We start from the raw sequence: 20,535 nt of genomic DNA, 5'->3' as shown, positions 1-20,535 counted from the left end.
CTGTCTCCGGCACGGGAACCCCCCGGGATCGGCTGCGTGGCTGCGGTCGGCGTCCGACTAAGGTACGGACGCGCCGGTCGTTTTCAAAGGCGCGCCGGTCCTTTTCGAAGGGTGGAGCACACCGCCCGGACAGGGTCTCCCGCCGCCGACGCAGGGCGATGTCGTGCGACGTCACCAGGACAGACGGAGATCAGGAGGCACCCGATGATGCGCCAGGAGCGCGCGATCCGTACGCGGCGGACCATCCTGGAGGCGGCCGCGGCCGTCTTCGACGAACGCGGCTACACGTCCGCGACGATCGGGGAGATCCTGGAGCGGGCGGGCGTCACCAAGGGAGCCCTGTACTTCCACTTCGGCTCCAAGGAGGAGCTGGCGGCCGGTGTCTTCGAGGAGCAGCTCACGCTGACGCTGCCGCCGCAACCGATCAAGCTCCAGGAACTCGTCGACTCCGGGCTGGTGCTGGCCCGCCGGCTGAAGTCGGAGCCCCTGGTACGGGCCAGCGTGGGGCTCGCCCTCGACCAGGGGGCCGTCGACCTGGACCGGGAACCGGCCTTCCAGATGTGGATCGACCAGAACGCGCGGACGCTGGGCGAGGCCAAGGAGCGCGGCGAGCTGCTGCCGCACGTCGACGTGGCGGCCACGGCGGAGCTGCTGGTCGGCAGTTTCTCGGGGGTGCAGCTGCTGTCCCAGCTGCGCTGCCAGCGGCAGGACCTGGAGGAGCGGGTCCTGGTGCTGTTCGAGCACTTCCTGCCGAGCATCGCCGTGCCCGCGGTGCTGGCCCGGCTCGAGGTCTCGGCGGACCGGGGGGAGAGGCTGCTGGCGGGGGACGGCGACGCGGCAGCGGCGCGGGCGCGGGGTGAGTCCGGGGGCTGAGGGGGCGCGGGGTGAGGGGACAGCCGCGGGGTTGTCCACAGGGTCTGCCGCGGTTCGGGCGTCAGTTGTCCACAGGGTCTGCCGCGGTTCGGGAGCCGGTTGTACCGTCGGCAGGAGTTGATGTTCGTGCGGGTACGGGGGAGGCGGTCGCGATGACCGGGACAGACAGCGGATCGACGACCGGTGGCGGGCACGGGGCGGCGCACCGGCTGCCGCGGGTGCGCGGGTTCGCCCAGTGGCCCGCCGAGGGGTCGCCGAAGCGCGAGGGCAAGGCCCTGCGCGGGCGGACTCCGCGCCGGGCGCACGCCGCCCTCGACCTCGACGCCTCCCGCCCCGACGCACTGGGCGCGGTCGAGGAGTCGGGCCGCGGCCGGCTGCCGGCGCTCGCCCCGATCCGGGTCGGCCGCATGGCCGCCTCGCCGTTCTCGTTCCTGCGCGGCTCCGCCGGTCTCATGGCGTACGACCTGGCCCGCACGCCGACGACCGGCATCCTCGCGCAGATATGCGGGGACGCCCACGCGGCCAACTTCGGCCTGTACGGCGACGCGCGCGGCGGACTCGTCATCGATCTGAACGACTTCGACGAGACGGTGCACGGCCCCTGGGAGTGGGATCTCAAGCGCCTGACGACCTCCCTGGTGCTCGCGGGCCGGGAGGCGGGCGCGGACGAGGACCAGTGCCGCAACGCGGCGCACGACACGGCGGGCGCCTACCGCCGCACCATGCGGCTGCTGGCCGGACTGCCCGTGCTGGACGCGTGGAACGCCATCGCGGACGAGCAGCTCGTGTCCCACGCCGACGCCCACGACCTGCTCGGCACGCTGGAGCGGATCTCGGACAAGGCCCGCCACAACACGAGCGGCCGCTTCGCGGCCAAGTCGACCGAGGCCACCGAGGACGGCGGGCGCCGCTTCGTCGACGCCCCTCCGGTACTGCGGCGCGTACCCGACGAGGAGGCCGCGGCGGTCGCGCTCTCCCTGGAGGAGTACGTCGGCACCCTGCCGGAGGACCGGCTGCCCCTCCTCGCCCGGTACGCGGTGCAGGACGTGGCGTTCCGGGTCGTCGGCACCGGCAGCGTCGGCACCCGGTCCTACGTCGTGCTGCTCCTGGACCACCGCGGTGAGCCACTGGTGCTGCAGGTGAAGGAGGCGCGGGCGTCGGCCCTGGTGCCGCATCTGCTGACCGCCGGCGTCGAGGTGCCGGAGGCCGGGCACGAGGGCCGCCGGGTGGTGCTGGGGCAGAAGCGGATGCAGGTCGTGAGCGACAACCTGCTGGGCTGGACGACGGTCGACGGGCGGGCCTACCAGGTCCGGCAGTTCCGCAACCGCAAGGGCAGTGTCGATCCGGCGGCCCTGGCGGCCGACCAGCTCGACGACTACGGCCGGATGACCGGCGCGCTGCTGGCCCGGGCCCACGCCCACAGCGCCGACCCGCGGCTCGTCGCGGGCTACTGCGGGAAGAACGAGGAGCTGGACGAGGCGGTGGCCGACTTCGCCGTCGCCTACGCCGACCGCACCGAGGCGGACCACGCGGATCTGCTGGCGGGCATCAGAGCGGGGAAGATCGCGGCGGAGACGGGGGTGTAGGCAGGCCCCGCCGGACTGCGCAGCCACGGGCCCGGCCGCTGTCCGGCCGGGCGCCGGGAATCGGTGCGCGGACGCGGGCGGGGCGTGGCCTACGCTGGTCGGGTGACGACCCCGGAAGCTGAGCAGGATGGCGGCGACGCCGCCCGGCCCGAGGCGCGGCTGGAGCGGGCCGTACGGGCCGCCGAGCAGGCGCTGATCGAGTACGAGATCGCCGTCGAGACCTTCCGTGTCGAGGTCGAGAACTTCTCCCGGCTGCACGAGCAGAAGCTCGGGCCGCTGTACGCCCGCCTGGAGGAGCTGGACGCCAGGATCCTGGAGGCCAGGGCCGCCCGCACCGGCGACCAGGACGACCGGCGCCGCGCGGAGGAGGCCCGGGCCCGCCTCGCCCCCATCCCCGGCGTCGAGGAGCTGCTGAACGGCTGGATGGACGACAGCGGCCTGTTCCCGGAGGCCGCCGCCATGCTCACGGACCAGCCGGTCCGGCCCCCGAAGCGGGTCCGCCCCAGCGAGGAGGCCCGCAAGCTCTACCGCGACCTCGCCCGCAAGGCCCACCCCGACCTCGCGCAGGAGGAGGAGGAGCGCGCGCGGCGGGAGGAGTTCATCACGCGGGTCAACGCCGCCTACGCCCGCGGCGAGGAGAGCGAGCTGCGGGAACTCGCCGCCGAGTGGGCGAAGGGACCCGAGCTGAAGCGGGGACCGAGCCGCGCCGAGGAGCTGTACGCGCGCCTCGAATGGCTCGCCCAGCGCAAGGAGCTGCTGGCCCTGCTCGCCAAGGAGCTGGAGGACAGCGCGATCGGGCACATGCTCCAACTGGCCCCGGACGACCCGGACCGGCTGCTGGACGAGATCGGGCAGCAACTGCTCACCCAGGTCGACGAGCGGGAGACCGAGCTGGCCGCGCTGCTCGGCGAGGGCACGGGCTGAGTTCCGGGCCGGACCGCCGCGGCGGGTGGTTCCGGTAGCGTCGGGCGCATGAATTTTGGAGCTGGTGTGCCCACGGTCGCGGTCGCGGACCTCAAGGACGGCGACTTCCTGCTGGACGTCCGGGAGGACGACGAGTGGAAGGCCGGTCACGCCGAAGGCGCGCTGCACATCCCCATCAGTGACTTCGTCGCCCGGTACGGGGAGCTGACCGAGGCGGCCCCGCAGGACGGCCGGGTCCATGTGATCTGCCGGTCCGGAGGGCGTTCCGCCCAGGTCACGATGTACCTGGCCCAGCAGGGCATCGACGCCGTGAACGTCGAAGGCGGCATGCAGGTGTGGGAGGCGGCGGGCCGCCCGGTGGTGACGGACGACGGACAGCAGGGGTTCGTCCTCTAGGTCCCTGCGTCGACCGGTGCCGGTGCCATGCCTGTACCTGTGCCATACCTGTGCCGGGCCGGATATGGGTGAGGCGGCTGCGCGCGCGAGGCGAGGCGGACTCCCCCCGGCGAGGCGAGGCGGACTCCCGCCCGCGAGGGGACGGCCGCCGTCCGTGACACGAAGTGGTGGCTCCCGCCCGCGCGGCGATGGCCACGCCCGGCGATGTGCGGCGACGGCTTCCACCGGCGACGCGAGGCCGTGGGCGCCGTAGCCGTAGCCGTAGCCGTAGCCGTAGCCGTAGCCGTAGCCGTAGCCAGGCCGTGCCGGATGCGTCGTTCGCGTCCCGCGGCGGCCGGGACCGCCGTACGGTCGACCCGCGGGCGATGTGGCGACGGCCACGGCCGTGGACCGGTGACGGGGGATGTGCCGGGGCGGTCCGGCTGAGTACCGTGCCGTGGCCGGAGCCGCGCGGTGGTGCGCGGCGGCACGACGCCCTCGCGACCGGGCGGGCGGAACGACGGACCGTGATCGGGAACGGGGCGGAATGGACGCGTACGACGAGGGCTCGACGACCCGGCACGCGCCGGGCGGGCCCGGGCCCGGAGGGCCGGACGGGGACCCGTCCCCCGGTGCGCCACCCGCGTCCGGCGTCCCCGCCGGACCCCGCCCCGGCATCGCCGGTCTCCCCCTCGGCTACCGGATCGCCGTCGCGGTGGCGCTGGCGGTCGTCGCGATCGGGGTCTGCGCGCACATCGGGATGACCTTCCTGCACGTCGCTCCGGCCAACACGCTCACCCGGCAGCACGGCAAGGCGGTGGACGACTGGATCTACCCGGAGTTCGAGCAGAACTGGAAGCTGTTCGCGCCGAACCCGCTCCAGCAGAACATCTCGGTCCAGGTCCGGGCCCAGGTCCGGGGGCGGGACGGCGCGGCGGTGACCACCGGCTGGTACGACCTGTCCGCCGAGGACGGCCGGGCCATCGACGGCAACCCGCTGCCCAGCCACACCCAGCAGAACGAAGTGCGCCGCGCCTGGGACTTCTACGTGGCCACGCACGACAGCCGGAACCGGCCGGTGGGAATGCGCGGCGCGCTCTCGGAGGCGTACCTGCGGCGGATCGCGGTGCTGCGCCTGGACCGGGCCGACGCGGTGCGTGCCACGACGGGCAGCGAGGGGGCCGTGGAGCGCGTCCAGTTCCGCTCCCGCACGAGCAACGTGCCCCCGCCCGAGTGGAGCCGGGAGAAGGTGGCGACGACGCCGTCCTACCGTGAGCTGCCCTGGTGGAGGGTGCCGCAGGACGAGGCCGAGGGGGGCGTGGGATGAACCGCTGGTCCCTGGCCGTCTCGCGCGGTGTCGCCCGGGTCACGGAGGCGGCCCTCGGCCCGTACCAGACGGCGATCGTGCGCATCGGCCTCGGCGCGACCTGGCTGCTGTTCCTGCTGCGCGAGATCCCGCACCGCGGGGAGCTGTACGGCCCGGACGGCCCCTGGAGCCGGGACCTCGCCGAGCAGCTGATCGGCTCGAACGGGTCCTTCACCGCCCTCATGTGGTTCGACGGCCGGATCTGGTTCGAGGCCGTCTACGCGCTGGCCGTCCTAGCGGCGGCCCTGCTGATGCTGGGCTGGCGCACCCGCACCATGTCGGTGCTGTTCATGGTGGGGGTGCTGTCGCTGCAGAACCGCAGCGTCTTCATGGGCGACGGCGGCGACAACGTGCTGCACCTGATGTCCGTCTACCTGGTGTTCACGCGCTGCGGCCGGGTGTGGTCCCTGGACGCCCGGCGCGCCGCACGCGACGAGGCGGCCCGGGCCCGGGGCGAACGGGTCACCGACCGGACGGGCCCGGCCCTGTGGGCGGTGCTCGGGGCGGCACTGATCGCGGTGACCCTGTCCGGGCGGATGGAGGGCGACTGGCTGATCCCGGCCCTGCTGTGGACGGTGTGGGCGGGGCAGGCCCTGTGGTGGCTGGTGGGGCGGCTCGCCCCGAACGGTGAGCAGCGGCACCTGCTGGACGTCGTCGGCGACATCGTGCACAACGGCGCGCTGCTCGTGATCATGGCGGAGACGTGCCTGATCTACGCGACGGCCGGCTGGTACAAGATCCAGGGCTCGCGCTGGCAGGACGGCACCGCGGTCTACTACCCGCTGCACCTGGAGTACTTCTCGCCCTGGCCCGCCCTCGCCGACCTGCTGTCGGCCAGCGGCACGATGGTCATGCTCGTGACGTACGGGACGGTCCTGGTGCAGGTCGCCTTCCCGTTCACCCTGCTCGACCGGCGGGTGAAGAACGTGCTGCTCGCCGTCATGATCACCGAGCACGTGGCGATCGCCGTCGTCCTGGGGCTGCCGTTCTTCTCGCTGGCGATGATCGCGGCGGACGCGGTGTTCCTGCCGACGGGCTTCCTGAAGCGTCTGGGAGGGGCGACGGCCCGGGCGCGGGACCGGCTGCTGCGGCGCGGCCGGCGGGCACCGGTGCCCGGGCAGCGCGCGCCGCGGGACACCGATGCCGCGCACGTAGGCTTCCGGACATGACCGACCCCGTCACCCTCTGGCACCGGATCGCCGCCGAGACCGTCCTGCTCGACGGCTTCCACGCCCTCAAGCACGCGCTGCGCTTCGGCGCCGAGGTGCCGGTGGCGGTCACCGCCGACCGGGCGGCCACGCTCGCCCTGGCCGGCGAACTGGCCCCGGACGTGCGGCAGGCGCTGGACGGCCTGCTGACCCAGGTGCCGCAGGAGACGTACGCCTCGCTCGTGCCGCGCCCGCACCCGACGGCCGTGGCCGCCCTCGCCGTCCGCCCCTCGCGCGCCTCGCACCTGGAGAAGCTGGCGCACACCCCGCGCACGGCCCCGGTCGTGGTCCTGGACAACCCGCGCAACCTGGGCAACGCCGGCGCGGTGATCCGCCTGGCGGCGGGGTTCGGAGCGACCGGTGTGGTGACGACCGGGACGGTGGACCCCTGGCACCCGACCGTCGTGCGCGGCGGTGCGGGCCTGCACTTCGCCACGGTGGTGGAGCGCCTGACGGTCGGCGAACTCCCGCCGGGGCCCCTCTTCGCCCTGGACCCGGAGGGCGACGACCTCCGGGGTGTGACGCTCCCGGACGACGCCGTCCTCGCGTTCGGCTCGGAACGCACGGGCCTGTCCCCCGAACTGCGCGCCCGGGCCGACCACTTGCTGTCCCTGCCCATGCGCCCCCAGGTCAGCAGCTACAACCTGGCGACGAGCGTGGCGATGACCCTGTACCACTGGAGCTGCGGTGCGATCGGTGAACAGGCGGCTTTGAATCTTTGACAAAGTGGTTGCCTCTTAACCTGGTTGCTCACCGGTTGCCCCGTACTCCCAACAGGTAAAGGCTGGTTATCGGGGAGGTTCTTCGAGAACGAACACATCCGGAGGCGACCATGTCGCACCTGACTCCGATCGACCACGAGGTCGAGCACACATCAACTGTCCCGGCCAATTACGGGAAGAAGGTCAACCTCTTCGTCCGGCAGTACGAGGCCTACGGATCCGGAGGCACCCACAAGCCGGTCCTCATGCTCCACGGCAGGAGCGTCCCGGCCCTTCCCGGACTGGACGTCGTGCTCCCTCCGAAGGGCAGCTCTCCGCACCCGGACACCAGCCTCAGCTGGGCCCAGGCGCTGGCGGGCCGGGGATACGACGTATACGTCATGGATCTGCAGGGTTCCGGGCGCTCCCCGCGTCCTGAGATGCACGATCCGTGCAATGCCAATCCGGCCCAGCGGGGCCTTCTGAAGGACAACCCCGGTACGGCGGACTGCGACCCGACAGCGAACTACCCGCATCAGCTGGGCAACTCGAAGAGCGAATGGGACGAGCTGGGCACCGTCGTCGCGTTCGTCAGGGACCGGAGCAACGACGAGAAGGTCTCCTTCATCGGCTGGTCGGCGGCGTCCTTCGTCATGGGGCCGTATGCGCTCCAGCACCCCGGGGATGTGGCGAGTCTCTTCCTGCTGGCACCCATGTTCCCCCCGAACGGCCGGTGGTCGGCCGACAGCGCCCACCCCTTCGCTCCCCCTCCCGGGACGCCGCTGCCCACGCAGCCCGAGTCGCAGCCGGCTGCCGTCTTCGGCTTCCCGATGAACCTGACCAGCAAGACGACACTGCAAGCGGGCATCGGCGACAAGGAAGTGGCCGACGCCGTGTGGCAGGCCGTCCTCGACAGCGACAGCGTCGGCAGGGAGTGGGGCGGCTCGGTACCGGGGCAGCCCGAGGGCGTCATGCGGTGGCGCAACTCCTACTGGTGGGGCTGGAACGACAAGACAGTGCCGCAAGGCTCCGTGCTCGGGGGAACCGTGCCGGTGTGCATCGTCTACGGAGACCGTGACACGACGGCCAACACGCCTCCGGAGATGGGGCCGCTGCTGCACTTCTCCGTCCCGAAGCTGTACAAGGCCGTCCCCGGAGGCGGGAAGCTGATGTTCCGCATGGAGGGCTGGGACCACAACCCGGTCTGGGAGCGCGGAGCGGCGAAGGTTCTGCAGCACATGTCCTGGAAGTGGCTCAAGGACAAGAGGGTGTACGACGTCAAGGACGGCAGCTGGGCCATCGACGTGGACGGCGTGCTGACCGAGGTGCTGTGACGCTCGGCGCCGTGTGACGGCGGCGGCGGGGTGACGGGGGCGAGTCGGGTGACGCCCCGGCGGCCCGGCCGGTCGTCTCCCGGCGCGGCGCGCTCCGAGAGCCGCGTGCCCCGCGCGGGCACGCCCTGACGGTGCGTGCCCGCGCTCCTGCTCCGATCGCCCGGGGCCCCCGGATCGTCAGGCCTCCCTGCGTACCTCGACGACCCGGAAGCGGTTGGCGACGAAGGCGCCGTCGCACAGGGCCGCGCTGGCCGCCGGGTTGCCGCCCGAGCCGTGGAAGTCGGAGAAGGCGGCCGTCTGGTTGACGTACACCCCGCCCGTGAGGTTCAGCGACAGCTGCGCCGCCTCCTCCAGGCACACCTCCTGGACGGCCTGCTCGACCTCGGGGTCGGTGGTGTACGCGCCGACCGTCATCGCGCCCTTCTCGCGGATGGTGCGGGCCAGCAGCTCCACCGCGTCCGTGACCGAGTCGACCGCGACGGCGAAGGACACCGGGCCGAAGCACTCGCTCATGTAGGCGGCCTCCGCGTCCGGCTTGGCCCCGTCGAGCTTCACGACGACCGGCGAGCGCACGACCGCCCCCGGGAAGTCCGGGTTGGTGATCTCGCGGGACGCCAGGGCGACCTCGCCCAGGCCGGCGGCGGCCTCCAGCCGGGCCTTCACGTCCGGGTTGACGATCGCGCCGAGCAGGGCGTTGGCGCGGGCGTCGTCGCCGAGCAGCCCGTCCACCGCCCGGGCCAGGTCCGCGACGACCTCGTCGTAGGACTTGGCGCCCTGGTCGGTGGTGATGCCCTCGCGCGGGATCAGCAGGTTCTGCGGGGTCGTGCACATCTGGCCGCTGTACAGGGACAGCGAGAACGCCAGGTTGGACAGCATGCCCTTGTAGTCGGACGTGGAGTGCACGACGACCGTGTTGACGCCGGCCTTCTCGGTGTAGACCTGCGCCTGGCGGGCGTTGGCCTCCAGCCAGTCGCCGAACTCGGTGGAGCCGGTGTAGTCGATGATCCGGATCTCGGGGCGCAGGGCGAGCGTCTTGGCGATGCCCTCGCCGGGGCGCTCGGCGGCCAGCGCGACCAGGTTCGGGTCGAAGCCGGCCTCGGCCAGCACCTCGCGGGCGACCTGCACGGTGAGCGCGAGCGGCAGCACCGCGCGCGGGTGCGGCTTGACCAGCACCGCGTTGCCGGTGGCGAGGGAGGCGAACAGGCCCGGGTAGCCGTTCCACGTCGGGAACGTGTTGCAGCCGATCATCAGGGCGATGCCGCGCGGGACCGGCGTGAACTGCTTGGTGAGGGCCAGCGGGTCGCGCTTGCCCTGGGGCTTGGTCCACTCGGCGTTGTCGGGCGTGCGCACCTGCTCCACGTACGCGTAGGCCACCGCCTCCAGGCCGCGGTCCTGGGCGTGGGGGCCGCCCGCCTGGAACGCCATCATGAACGCCTGGCCGGAGGTGTGCATGACCGCGTGCGCGAACTCGTGCGTCCGGTCGCTGATGCGCTTGAGGATCTCCAGGCAGACCACCGCGCGCTGCTCGGCGCCCGCGTCGCGCCAGGCCCGCTGCCCGGCCTTCATAGCGGGCAGCAGCACGTCGAGGTCCGCGTGCGGGTACGTCACGCCCAGGTCGACGCCGTACGGGGACGTCTCGCCGCCCACCCAGTCGTCCGTCCCGGGCTGGCCGAGGTCGAGGCGGCTGCCGAGCAGGGCGTCGAAGGCGGCCTTGCCCGCCGACGCATCCAGGCTGCCGTTCTCCCCGTAGGCCTTCGGGTGCTCGGGGTGGGGGGACCAGTAGGCGCGCGTGCGGATCGCTTCCAGCGCCTGGTCGAGGGTGGACCGGTGCCGGGCGATCAGCTCGTGCGCCGAGAGTGCGGCGGTCATGGATGACCAACTCCTCGTCTCAAGAACTCCTCGTCGAGTTCATGACCTGGGCAGAAACCTGGGCAGGAACACTCGGACAGGGCTAGAGTAACCGAACGATCGGTCGGTTCAAGGGGGTCCGCCGCATCTGTGGAAAACCCCGTGCGGGAGGATCGCGCACATGACAGCACTCGACCTCAGCAGCCCCGTGGCGGTCGTCGGCACCGGCACCATGGGCCAGGGGATCGCCCAGGTCGCGCTGGTGGCGGGCCATCCGGTGCGGCTGTACGACGCCCTGCCGGGGCGGGCGCGGCAGGCGGCCGACGCCATCGGCGCCCGGCTGGACCGGCTCGTCGAGAAGGAACGGCTCTCGGGCGCCGACCGGGACGCCGCCCGCGCCCGGCTGCTGCCCGCCGAGACCCTCGCCGAGCTGGCCGGCTGCGCGCTGGTCGTCGAGGCGGTCGTGGAGCGGCTGGAGGTCAAGCAGGCGCTGTTCCGCGAGCTGGAGGACGTGGTCGACGACCACTGCCTGCTCGCCACCAACACCTCGTCCCTGTCCGTCACCGCCATCGGCGGCGCCCTGCGCGTGCCCGGCCGGTTCGTGGGGCTGCACTTCTTCAACCCCGCGCCGCTGCTGCCGCTGGTGGAGGTCGTCTCCGGCTTCGCCACCGACGTCACCTCGGCCACGCGCGCGTACGAGACCGCACGGGCCTGGGGCAAGACGCCGGTGGCCTGTGCGGACACCCCGGGCTTCATCGTCAACCGCATCGCCCGGCCCTTCTACGCCGAGGCCTTCGCGGTGTACGAGGCGCAGGGCGCCGACCCGGCGACCATCGACGCCGTGCTGCGCGAGTCGGGCGGCTTCCGGATGGGCGCCTTCGAACTGACCGACCTGATCGGCCAGGACGTCAACGAGTCGGTCACGCGCTCGGTGTGGGAGTCCTTCTTCCAGGACGTGCGCTTCACCCCGTCCCTCGCCCAGCGGCGCCTGGTCGAGTCGGGCCGGCTGGGCCGCAAGACCGGCCACGGCTGGTACGACCACCGCGACGGCGCGGAGCGCCCCGAGCCGGACACGGCGGAGCACCGGCAGCCGCCCGCGTACGTCGTCGCCGAGGGCGACCTGGGGCCGGCCGGCGACCTGCTGGCGATGATCCGCGAGGCGGGGATCGAGGTCCGCGACGAGGACGAGGACAACGGCACCCGGCTGGTGCTGCCGAGCGGCGGCCAGCTGGTCCTCGCCGACGGGCAGACGTCGGTGGAGTTCCGCGACGTCGTCTACTTCGACCTCGCCCTGGACTACCGCAAGGCGACCCGGATCGCGCTGTCCGCCTCCCAGGACACCTCGCCGCGCACCCTCGCCGAGGCCACCGGCCTGTTCCAGGCGCTCGGCAAGGAGGTCAGCGTCATCGGGGACGTGCCCGGCATGATCGTCGCCCGCACGGTGGCGCGGATCATCGACCTCGCGCACGACGCCGTCGCCAAGGGCGTCGCCACCGAGGAGGACGTCGACACCGCGATGCGCCTCGGTGTGAACTACCCCCTGGGCCCCTTCGAATGGAGCCGCCGGCTCGGCCGCTTCTGGGCCTACGCACTCCTGGACGACCTGCACCTGCGCGACCCCTCGGGGCGCTACGCGCCGTCCCTCGCGCTGTACCGCCACGCCCACGCCTCCGACAAGCGGGAGGGCCCTGCCTCATGACCACGGCCAGGCGCGACACGTACACGCCCGACACCCTGCTGTCCGTCGCCGTCCAGGTGTTCAACGAGCGCGGCTACGACGGCACCTCCATGGAGCACCTGTCCAAGGCGGCCGGCATCTCCAAGTCGTCGATCTACCACCACGTCACCGGCAAGGAGGAGCTGCTGCGCCGGGCCGTCAGCCGCGCCCTCGACGGCCTGTTCGGCATCCTCGACGAGGAGCACGCGCGCGTGGGCAGCGCCGTGGAGCGGCTGGAGTACGTGGTGCGGCGCATGGTCGAGGTGCTCATGGCCGAACTGCCCTACGTGACGCTGCTGCTGCGGGTGCGCGGCAACACCGACACCGAGCGGTGGGCCCTGGAGCGGCGCCGCGACTTCGACCACCGGGTCGCCGACCTGCTGAAGGCGGCCGCGGCGGACGGGGACGTGCGTGAGGACGTGGAGGTCCGGCTGGTGACCCGGCTGGTCTTCGGGATGATCAACTCCATAGTGGAGTGGTACCGGCCGGACGGCCGCGGCATGGGCGAGCGCGAGGTGGCCGACGCGGTGGTGCAGCTGGCGTTCGGCGGGCTCCGCAGGAGCGGCTGACGCGCGCGGGAGCGGCCCGGCTCAGCCCTGCGGCTCCAGATCCTCCTCCTCGAACACCAGCAGCGTGCGCGAGCTCAGCACCTCCGGGATCGCCTGGAGCCGGGTCAGCACCAGCTCCCGCAGCGCCCGGTTGTCCGACACGTGCACCAGCAGCAGCACGTCGAAGTCCCCGCCCACCAGGGCGATGTGCGAGGCGCCGGGCAGCTGCCGGAGCTGCTCGCGCACCGTGCGCCAGGAGTTCTGCACGATCTTCAGCGTGACGTACGCGGACGTCCCCTGACCTGCCCGTTCGTGATTGACGCGGGCGCCGAAGCCGCGGATGACCCCGTCCTCGACCAGCCGGTTGATGCGCGCGTAGGCGTTGGCCCGTGAGACGTGGACGCGCTCGGCGACCGACCGTATCGAGGCGCGGCCGTCCGCCTGGAGCATGCGCAGGATGTCCTGATCTATGGCGTCCAGCGGCCGGGGCGCCGCAGCGCCTCCGTCCTCGCGGCCGTCGGCCATTTGTTCAGATGCCACCTGCGCCCGCCTCCCGGTGATGGACGTACTGCGTCCATCTCAGGTTGTGGAGAACCGTTTGTCCACAGCCTGGGGCCACCCGTAGCCAAAATGTGCCGACGACCGAACAATCGGTAGGTGAGGCGCGTCACAGGCGACGTGCCTCCAAGCCGCTCCCACGAGGAGGTGCCGTCATGACGGTCATGGAGCAGCGGGGCGCGTACCGGCCGACCCCGCCGCCCGCCTGGCAGCCCCGCACGGATCCCGCGCCGCTGCTGCCGGACCCGGAGCCCTACCGCGTCCTCGGCACCGAGGCGGCCGCGAAGGCCGACCCGGAGCTGCTGCGCAGGCTCTACGCGGAGCTGGTGAAGGGCCGCCGCTACAACGCGCAGGCCACCGCCCTCACCAAGCAGGGCCGTCTCGCGGTCTACCCCTCCACGACCGGCCAGGAGGCCTGCGAGGTCGCCGCCGCGCTGGTCCTGCAGGAGCAGGACTGGCTCTTCCCGAGCTACCGCGACACGCTCGCCGTGGTCGCCCGGGGCGTGGCACCGGCCGAGGCGCTGACGCTGCTGCGCGGCGACTGGCACACCGGCTACGACCCGTACGAGCACCGGGTCGCGCCCCTGTCGACCCCGCTGGCCACGCAGCTGCCGCACGCCGTGGGCCTCGCGCACGCCGCCCGCCTCAAGGGCGACGACGTGGTCGCGCTGGCCATGGTCGGCGACGGCGGCACCAGCGAGGGCGACTTCCACGAGGCGCTGAACTTCGCCGCCGTCTGGCAGGCCCCGGTCGTCTTCCTCGTGCAGAACAACGGCTTCGCGATCTCCGTCCCCCTGGCCAAGCAGACCGCCGCCCCGTCCCTGGCCCACAAGGCCGTCGGCTACGGCATGCCCGGCCGCCTGGTCGACGGCAACGACGCCGCCGCCGTGCACGAGGTGCTCTCCGACGCGGTGCGCCACGCCCGCGCGGGCGGCGGTCCCGTCCTGGTGGAGGCGATCACGTACCGCATGGACGCGCACACCAACGCCGACGACGCGACCCGCTACCGGGGCGACGCCGAGGTCGAGGCCTGGCGCGAGCACGACCCGATCCGGCTGCTGGAGCGCGAGCTGACCGGGCGCGGCCTGCTCGACGAGGCCGGCATCGAGGCCGCCCGCCAGGACGCCGAGACCATGGCGGCCGCCCTGCGCGAGCAGATGAACCAGGACCCGGTCCTCGACCCGATGGACCTGTTCACCCACGTCTACGCCGAGCCCACGCCCCAGCTGCTGGAGCAGCGCGAGCAGCTGCGGGCCGAGCTGGAGGCCGAGGCCGGGCCGGAGGAGGGCACGCACCGATGACCACCGTCGCCGTCAAGCCGGCCACCATGGCGCAGGCCCTCACGCGCGCCCTGCGCGACGCCATGGCCGCCGACCCCGCCGTGCACGTCATGGGCGAGGACGTCGGCACCCTCGGCGGTGTCTTCCGGGTCACCGACGGACTCGCCAAGGAGTTCGGCGAGGACCGCTGCACCGACACCCCGCTCGCCGAGGCGGGCATCCTCGGCACGGCCGTCGGCATGGCCATGTACGGCCTCAGGCCGGTCGTGGAGATGCAGTTCGACGCGTTCGCCTACCCCGCGTTCGAGCAGCTCGTCTCGCACGTGGCCAAGATGCGCAACCGCACCCGCGGCAAGATGCCCCTGCCGATCACGATCCGCGTGCCCTACGGCGGCGGCATCGGCGGCGTGGAGCACCACAGCGACTCCTCCGAGGCGTACTACATGGCGACCCCGGGGCTCCACGTGGTCACGCCCGCGACCGTCGCCGACGCCTACGGGCTGCTGCGCGCGTCGATCGCCTCCGACGACCCGGTCGTCTTCCTGGAGCCCAAGCGGCTCTACTGGTCGAAGGACTCCTGGAACCCCGAGGAGCCCGCGCCGGTCGAGCCCCTCGGCCGGGCGGTCGTGCGCCGCCCCGGCAGCAGCGCCACGCTCATCACGTACGGGCCGTCCGTGCCCGTGTGCCTGGAGGCCGCCGAGGCCGCCCGGGCCGAGGGCTGGGACCTCGAGGTCGTCGACCTGCGGTCCCTGGTGCCCTTCGACGACGAGACCGTGTGCGCCTCGGTGCGGCGCACGGGCCGCGCGGTCGTCGTCCACGAGTCGGGCTCCTACGGCGGCCCGGGCGGCGAGATCGCCTCGCGGGTCACCGAGCGCTGCTTCCACCACCTGGAGGCGCCGGTGCTGCGCGTGGCCGGGTTCGACCTGCCGTACCCGCCGCCGATGCTGGAGCGTCACCACCTGCCGGGCGTGGACCGGATCCTGGACGCCGTGGCGCGTCTGCAGTGGGAGGCCGAGAGCTGATGGCACAGGTCCTGGAGTTCAAGCTGCCCGACCTCGGTGAGGGACTGACCGAGGCGGAGATCGTGCGCTGGCTGGTCGAGGTCGGCGACGTCGTCGCGATCGACCAGCCCGTCGTGGAGGTCGAGACGGCCAAGGCGATGGTCGAGGTGCCGTGCCCCTACGGCGGTGTGGTCACGGCCCGCTTCGGCGAGGAGGGCACGGAACTGCCCGTCGGGGCCCCGCTGATCACGGTGGCGGTGGGGGAGCGCCCGGCGTCCGGCGACGGCGGGGACGCGGCCGTGTCCGGCGAGGCCCCCGCGGCCGCCGGTGCCGAGGGCTCCGGGAACGTCCTGGTGGGCTACGGCACCTCCGAGGCACCGGCGCGGCGGCGCAGGGTGCGCCGGACCGGGCCGGTGCAGGGCACGGCGCCCGGGCGCACCGGCGCCGCCGCGGGCGGAGCGGGCTCCGCGCCCGCCGTGAACGGCCGGGGCGCCGTTCCCGCGGTGAACGGTCGGGCTGCCGCCCCCGCGGCCCCGCAGGCCGAGGACGGGCCGGTCCCCGTGATCTCGCCCCTGGTACGCCGCCTCGCCCGGCAGAACGGCCTCGACCTGCGCGAGCTGACCGGCTCCGGGCCGGACGGGCTGATCCTGCGGGCGGACGTCGAGTACGCCCTGCGCGCGGCCGGGCAGGGCACCACGGCCGCACCGGCGGCGCAGCCCCGGCCGGGCACGGGCCGGGCCCCGGCCACCGCGGCCGCACCGCGGGGCGCGGGCCCGATCGCCGACGCGCCGCGGCCGGCCGCGCCCCGGTCCTCCGCGAACGCGGCACCCGGTGAGATCCGCACGCCGCTCAAGGGCGTGCGCGGCGCCGTGGCCGACAAGCTCGCGCGCAGCCGCCGCGAGATCCCGGACGCGACCTGCTGGGTGGACGCGGACGCCACGGAGCTGATGCGGGCCCGGGCCGCCATGAACGCGGCCGGCGGGCCGAAGGTCTCCCTCCTGGCCCTGCTGGCCCGGATCTGCACGGCGGCGCTCGCCCGCTTCCCCGAGCTGAACTCCACGGTCGACACGGAGGCCAGGGAGATCGTCCGGTTCGACCACGTGCACCTGGGCTTCGCGGCGCAGACCGACCGGGGGCTCGTCGTCCCGGTCGTCCGGGACGCGCACGCGCGCGACGCCGAGTCGCTGACGGCGGAGTTCGCGCGGCTGACCGAGGCGGGCCGGTCGGGGGCGCTGACCCCCGCCGACCTCACCGGCGGCACCTTCACGCTGAACAACTACGGCGTCTTCGGTGTCGACGGCTCCACCCCGATCATCAACCACCCCGAGGCCGCCATGCTCGGCGTCGGCCGCATCGTCCCCAAGCCGTGGGTGCACGAGGGCGAGCTGGCGGTGCGTCAGGTCGTCCAGCTCTCCCTGACGTTCGACCACCGGGTGTGCGACGGCGGCGTGGCGGGCGGCTTCCTGAGGTACGTGGCCGACTGCGTGGAACAGCCGGCGGTGCTGCTGCGGACGCTCTGATTCCGTCCGGCCCGTGAGCCGGTGTCCGTGACCGTGTCGCCTCCCCCGCGTTCCGTGTGATCGCGGGGGCACGCATACTCGGTGGCGTGACCGCCGACGAGCCCACCGGCACGCCCCGCGCCGGCACCGGTCCGGCGCCCCGCGCCGCTACCCGTGCAGCGCCCCGGGCCGGTACCGGCCGCGCGCGGGGGACGGACCCCGCCGCGCACGACGCCGTCGTGCTCGCGGGCGGTGCCGCCCGGCGCCTGGGCGGCGCGGACAAGCCCGGGGTGCGGGTGGGCGGCCGCGCGCTGCTCGACCGCGTCCTCGCCGCGTGCCGGGACGCCCGCACGACCGTCGTCGTCGCCGCGCCGAGACCCACCGCCCGGCCCGTCACCTGGGCCCTGGAGGACCCGCCCGGCGGCGGCCCGGTCGCCGCCCTCGACGCCGGGCTGCGCCACACCGCCGCCGGGGACGTCGTGGTGCTCTCCGCCGATCTGCCGTTCCTGAGCGGGCCGACCGTCGCCCGGCTGCTGGAGGCGCTGCGCACGAGCGGCGCCGACGGTGCGCTGCTGACCGACCCCGACGGCCGCGACCAGCCGCTCGTGGCCGCCTATCGCGCGCCGCGGCTGCGCGAGGCCCTCGCACTCCTGCGGGAACGGCACGGCACGCTCGCCGGCCTCCCCCTGCGGCGCCTCACCGCCGAGCTGCACCTCACCCGGGTCCCGGACCCCGTCGCGTCGTTCGACTGCGACACCTGGGACGACATCGCCACCGCCAGGGCACGCATCAGGGAGCATGGGCACGTGTTGGATGACTGGATTTCCGCCGTCAAGGACGAACTGGGGCTCGACCTCGACGTCGACACCCGTGGACTGCTCGACCTCGCCCGCGACGCCGCCCACGGGGTGGCGAGGCCGGCGGCACCGCTGACCACGTTCCTCGTCGGCTACGCCGCCGCGCAGGCCGGGGGCGGTCCCGAGGCGGTCGCCGAGGCCGCCCGCAAGGCCGCGGCCCTCGCCGAACGCTGGGCGCGGGAGACCACGGGAGCCCCCGGGCAGGCCCGGGACGACGCCGCCCCCGCGCAGCCCCAGGGCGACGTCGCCCCCGACGCCACCCCTGACACCCGTCCGGACGCCGGATGACCCCGCCCGGCACCCGCGCCGGCGAGGACGCCGAGGATCTCGACGTCGAGGAGGTGCTCGCCCTCGTGCGCAACAGCAGTGACAGCACCCTCGGCGGCCGGGGCCACAGCCCCGGCGCGCACCACCACGCCCCGGGGGACCAGGGACCCGCCGGGCCCGCCGCGCAGGGAGACGCCGGTACCCCCGCTCCGGGGCACGGGCGCGGTCATCGCGCCACGCCCTGGTCTGAGGCCCGCTCCCTGGCCGAGCGCACCGCGCGGGCCACCGTCCGGGCCGCCCGGCGCGAGCCCGTCTCCGTGCCCCTGGACGACGCCCTGGGCCTGACCCTGGCCGCCCCGCTCGACGCCCTCACCGACCTGCCCTCCTTCGACACCTCCGCGATGGACGGCTGGGCGGTCTCCGGCCCCGCCCCCTGGGCCGTCCGGGACGAGGACGTCCTCGCCGGGCACGCCGCTCCCGCCCGCCTGACCGACGGCGAGGCCGTGCCGATCGCCACCGGCGCCCGGATCCCGGCCGACACCACGGCCGTCCTGCGCAGCGAGCACGGCCGCACCGACGACAAGGGCCGGCTGCACGCCACCCGGGACGTCGTCACCGGTCAGGACATCCGCCCGCGCGGCCAGGAGTGCCGCGCGGGTGACCAGCTGCTGCCCGTCGGCACCCTCGTCACCCCGGCCGTCCTCGGACTGGCCGCGGCGGCCGGGTACGACACCGTCACCGCCGTGCCCCGCCCCCGGGTGGACGTGCTGGTCCTCGGCGACGAACTGCTCACCGAGGGGCTGCCGCACGACGGCCTGATCCGGGACGCCCTCGGCCCCATGCTGCCGCCGTGGCTGCGGGCGCTCGGCGCCGAGGTCACCGCCGTCCGGCGCGTCCGCGACGACGCCGGTGCCCTGCGCAAGGCGATCACCAGCTCGCGGGCCGACGTCGTCGTCACCACCGGCGGCACGGCCGCGGGGCCGGTCGACCACGTCCACCCCACCCTGGAGCGCATCGGCGCCGACCTCCTCGTGGACGGCGTCCAGGTCCGGCCCGGGCACCCCATGCTGCTGGCCCGCATCAGCGAGACGCAGCACCTGGTCGGTCTGCCCGGCAACCCGCTCGCAGCCGTCTCCGGGCTGCTCACGCTCGCCGAGCCGCTGCTGCGGATCCTCTCGGCCCGTCCCGCCCCGGAGCCGTACACGCTGCCGCTGGGGGACGCCGTGCAGGGGCACCCGTACGACACCCGGCTCGTCCCCGTGGTGCTGCGCGGTGACCGGGCGATGCCGCTGCACTACAACGGGCCCGCGATGCTGCGCGGGATCGCGGCGGCCGACGCGCTGGCCGTCGTACCCCCGGGCGGCGCCCGTCCGGGACAGGAGGCGGAACTGCTCGACATGCCCTGGGCGTCCGCAGGAATCGGGGTGTGTTTCACGTGAAACTTCCGGGCCAGGACGCCATCGCCCGCCAGGCCGACGAGCACCTGGTGACCCATCGGGTGAAACTCCCGCGGCGCGTCGTGGAACACCCGATCCGCCAGGTCGCCAAGCGCCTCTCCATGGCCCTGGTGGTCCTCGTGCTGACCGCGCTGATCGTCTACGCCGACCGGGACGGCTACAACGACAACGCGGGCGGCGGCATCACCCTTCTCGACGCCTTCTACTACGCGACCGTCACCCTCTCCACCACCGGGTACGGTGACATCACCCCGGCCAGCGAGAGCGCCCGGCTGACGAACATCCTCGTCATCACGCCCCTGCGCGTGCTGTTCCTGATCATCCTGGTCGGTACGACCCTCGAAGCCCTCACCGAACGCACCCGGGAGGAGTGGCGACTGACCCGCTGGAGGTCCACCTTGCGCGATCACACCGTCGTCATCGGCTTCGGCACGAAGGGCCGCTCCGCGATCCGGACCGTCTGCGCGACGGGCCTGAAGAAGGAACAGGTGGTCGTCGTCGACCCCAGCTCCAAGGTGATCGACGCCGCGACCGCCGAGGGCTACGCCGGCATCGTCGGTGACGCGACCCGAAGCGACGTCCTCAAGCGGGCCGAGGTCCACAAGGCGCGCCAGATCATCATCGCGACCCAGCGCGACGACACCGCGGTGCTGGTGACCCTGACGGCCCGGCAGCTCAACCGCGGGGCGAACATCGTCGCCGCGGTCCGCGAGGAGGAGAACGCCCCGCTGCTCAAGCAGTCCGGCGCCGACGCGGTCATCACCAGCGCCAGCGCCGCCGGCCGGCTGCTCGGTCTGTCCGTGCTCAGCCCGTCGGCCGGCATGGTGATGGAGGACCTCATCCAGCAGGGCAGCGGTCTCGACATCATGGAACGCCCGGTCGTGAAGGCCGAGGTGGGCAAGACTCCCCGGGAGGTCGACGACCTGGTGGTCAGCGTCATACGCGGTCACCGGGTGCTCGGCTACGACGACCCGGCCGTCGGCCGGCTGGAGCTGACCGACCGGCTCATCACCATCGTGCGCAAGACCCCGGCCACGCAGGTGGCTCCGGACATCCGCCCGATGCCCCCGATGCCGCGCAACACGTAGCCGCGAGCACCGGCGCACCCGCGGCCGGAGACAGCAGCGGCCGGCCGT

At 73.7% G+C, this 20,535-nt stretch carries 18 protein-coding genes; 16 read left to right on the top strand and 2 right to left on the bottom strand.

From position 1 onward, the window contains the following. Window positions 1-204: 204 nt before the first annotated feature. The 8 genes from ACFYWG_RS26035 to ACFYWG_RS26000 all read left to right on the top strand — a co-directional run bounded on the left by ACFYWG_RS26035 (window position 205) and on the right by ACFYWG_RS26000 (window position 8,367). On the top strand, window positions 205-873 hold the full coding sequence (locus ACFYWG_RS26035) for a ScbR family autoregulator-binding transcription factor (protein ID WP_383504068.1): 669 nt from the start codon (window positions 205-207) through the stop codon (window positions 871-873). Between the two features lie 152 nt (window positions 874-1,025). Continuing rightward, a complete protein-coding gene (locus tag ACFYWG_RS26030) occupies window positions 1,026-2,459 on the top strand; it encodes a DUF2252 domain-containing protein (protein ID WP_389203883.1) in 1,434 nt (477 codons plus the stop codon). A gap of 102 nt (window positions 2,460-2,561) precedes the next feature. Further along, on the top strand, window positions 2,562-3,383 hold the full coding sequence (locus ACFYWG_RS26025) for a hypothetical protein (protein WP_383504066.1): 822 nt from the start codon (window positions 2,562-2,564) through the stop codon (window positions 3,381-3,383). A 66-nt stretch (window positions 3,384-3,449) separates the two neighbouring features. Then, window positions 3,450-3,779, top strand: a complete 330-nt coding sequence (locus tag ACFYWG_RS26020) for a rhodanese-like domain-containing protein (protein ID WP_333932315.1) — start codon at window positions 3,450-3,452, stop codon at window positions 3,777-3,779. 526 nt (window positions 3,780-4,305) lie between these two features. After that, window positions 4,306-5,085, top strand: a complete 780-nt coding sequence (locus tag ACFYWG_RS26015) for a DUF5819 family protein (RefSeq protein ID WP_385411685.1) — start codon at window positions 4,306-4,308, stop codon at window positions 5,083-5,085. Then, complete coding sequence (locus ACFYWG_RS26010; protein WP_389203882.1) at window positions 5,082-6,293, top strand: HTTM domain-containing protein; 1,212 nt, start codon at window positions 5,082-5,084, stop codon at window positions 6,291-6,293. The genes ACFYWG_RS26015 and ACFYWG_RS26010 overlap by 4 nt, the downstream gene beginning before the upstream one ends. Further along, a complete protein-coding gene (locus ACFYWG_RS26005; protein ID WP_383504063.1) occupies window positions 6,290-7,054 on the top strand; it encodes a TrmH family RNA methyltransferase in 765 nt (254 codons plus the stop codon). Before ACFYWG_RS26010 ends, ACFYWG_RS26005 begins: the two co-directional genes overlap by 4 nt. A gap of 110 nt (window positions 7,055-7,164) precedes the next feature. Beyond that, window positions 7,165-8,367: an alpha/beta hydrolase gene (locus ACFYWG_RS26000; protein WP_389203881.1), complete on the top strand. Its 1,203-nt coding sequence runs from the start codon at window positions 7,165-7,167 to the stop codon at window positions 8,365-8,367. A 177-nt stretch (window positions 8,368-8,544) separates the two neighbouring features. Here ACFYWG_RS26000 and paaN read toward each other — a convergent pair whose 3' ends face one another. After that, window positions 8,545-10,236, bottom strand: a complete 1,692-nt coding sequence (gene paaN, locus ACFYWG_RS25995) for a phenylacetic acid degradation protein PaaN (RefSeq protein WP_389203880.1) — start codon at window positions 10,234-10,236, stop codon at window positions 8,545-8,547. 160 nt (window positions 10,237-10,396) lie between these two features. Here paaN and ACFYWG_RS25990 point away from each other — a divergent pair, with 160 nt between their 5' ends. Both ACFYWG_RS25990 and ACFYWG_RS25985 read left to right on the top strand, forming a co-directional pair. Beyond that, on the top strand, window positions 10,397-11,914 hold the full coding sequence (locus ACFYWG_RS25990; RefSeq protein ID WP_385411695.1) for a 3-hydroxyacyl-CoA dehydrogenase: 1,518 nt from the start codon (window positions 10,397-10,399) through the stop codon (window positions 11,912-11,914). After that, on the top strand, window positions 11,911-12,501 hold the full coding sequence (locus ACFYWG_RS25985) for a TetR/AcrR family transcriptional regulator (RefSeq protein WP_376326450.1): 591 nt from the start codon (window positions 11,911-11,913) through the stop codon (window positions 12,499-12,501). Before ACFYWG_RS25990 ends, ACFYWG_RS25985 begins: the two co-directional genes overlap by 4 nt. 21 nt (window positions 12,502-12,522) lie before the next feature. On the opposite strand, the gene ACFYWG_RS25980 is transcribed toward ACFYWG_RS25985, so the two are convergent. Further along, a complete protein-coding gene (locus ACFYWG_RS25980; RefSeq protein WP_376326746.1) occupies window positions 12,523-13,005 on the bottom strand; it encodes an Lrp/AsnC family transcriptional regulator in 483 nt (160 codons plus the stop codon). A 188-nt stretch (window positions 13,006-13,193) separates the two neighbouring features. On the opposite strand from ACFYWG_RS25980, the gene pdhA reads away from it, so the two are divergent. The 6 genes from pdhA (at window position 13,194) to ACFYWG_RS25950 (ending at window position 20,487) form a co-directional block, all read left to right on the top strand. Next, on the top strand, window positions 13,194-14,339 hold the full coding sequence (gene pdhA, locus ACFYWG_RS25975; protein ID WP_376326452.1) for a pyruvate dehydrogenase (acetyl-transferring) E1 component subunit alpha: 1,146 nt from the start codon (window positions 13,194-13,196) through the stop codon (window positions 14,337-14,339). Further along, window positions 14,336-15,340 (top strand): alpha-ketoacid dehydrogenase subunit beta, encoded by a 1,005-nt coding sequence (locus ACFYWG_RS25970; RefSeq protein WP_383504058.1) that lies wholly within the window; start codon window positions 14,336-14,338, stop codon window positions 15,338-15,340. Before pdhA ends, ACFYWG_RS25970 begins: the two co-directional genes overlap by 4 nt. Then, window positions 15,340-16,839: a dihydrolipoamide acetyltransferase family protein gene (locus tag ACFYWG_RS25965; RefSeq protein ID WP_389203879.1), complete on the top strand. Its 1,500-nt coding sequence runs from the start codon at window positions 15,340-15,342 to the stop codon at window positions 16,837-16,839. The genes ACFYWG_RS25970 and ACFYWG_RS25965 overlap by 1 nt, the downstream gene beginning before the upstream one ends. An 86-nt stretch (window positions 16,840-16,925) precedes the next feature. Then, on the top strand, window positions 16,926-17,963 hold the full coding sequence (locus ACFYWG_RS25960; RefSeq protein WP_389203878.1) for an NTP transferase domain-containing protein: 1,038 nt from the start codon (window positions 16,926-16,928) through the stop codon (window positions 17,961-17,963). Beyond that, window positions 17,960-19,381 (top strand): molybdopterin molybdotransferase MoeA, encoded by a 1,422-nt coding sequence (locus ACFYWG_RS25955; RefSeq protein WP_389203877.1) that lies wholly within the window; start codon window positions 17,960-17,962, stop codon window positions 19,379-19,381. The genes ACFYWG_RS25960 and ACFYWG_RS25955 overlap by 4 nt, the downstream gene beginning before the upstream one ends. Further along, entirely contained in the window at window positions 19,378-20,487 is a 1,110-nt protein-coding gene (locus ACFYWG_RS25950) for a potassium channel family protein (RefSeq protein ID WP_383504054.1), read from the top strand. Before ACFYWG_RS25955 ends, ACFYWG_RS25950 begins: the two co-directional genes overlap by 4 nt. The last annotated feature ends 48 nt before the right edge of the window (window positions 20,488-20,535 follow it).

Source organism: Streptomyces sp. NPDC003456 (genome assembly GCF_042878735.1).
Classification (GTDB): Bacteria; Actinomycetota; Actinomycetes; order Streptomycetales; family Streptomycetaceae; genus Streptomyces.
The sequence above is the reverse complement of the archived record's forward strand: the minus strand, read 5'-3'. Positions and strand labels throughout refer to the sequence as shown.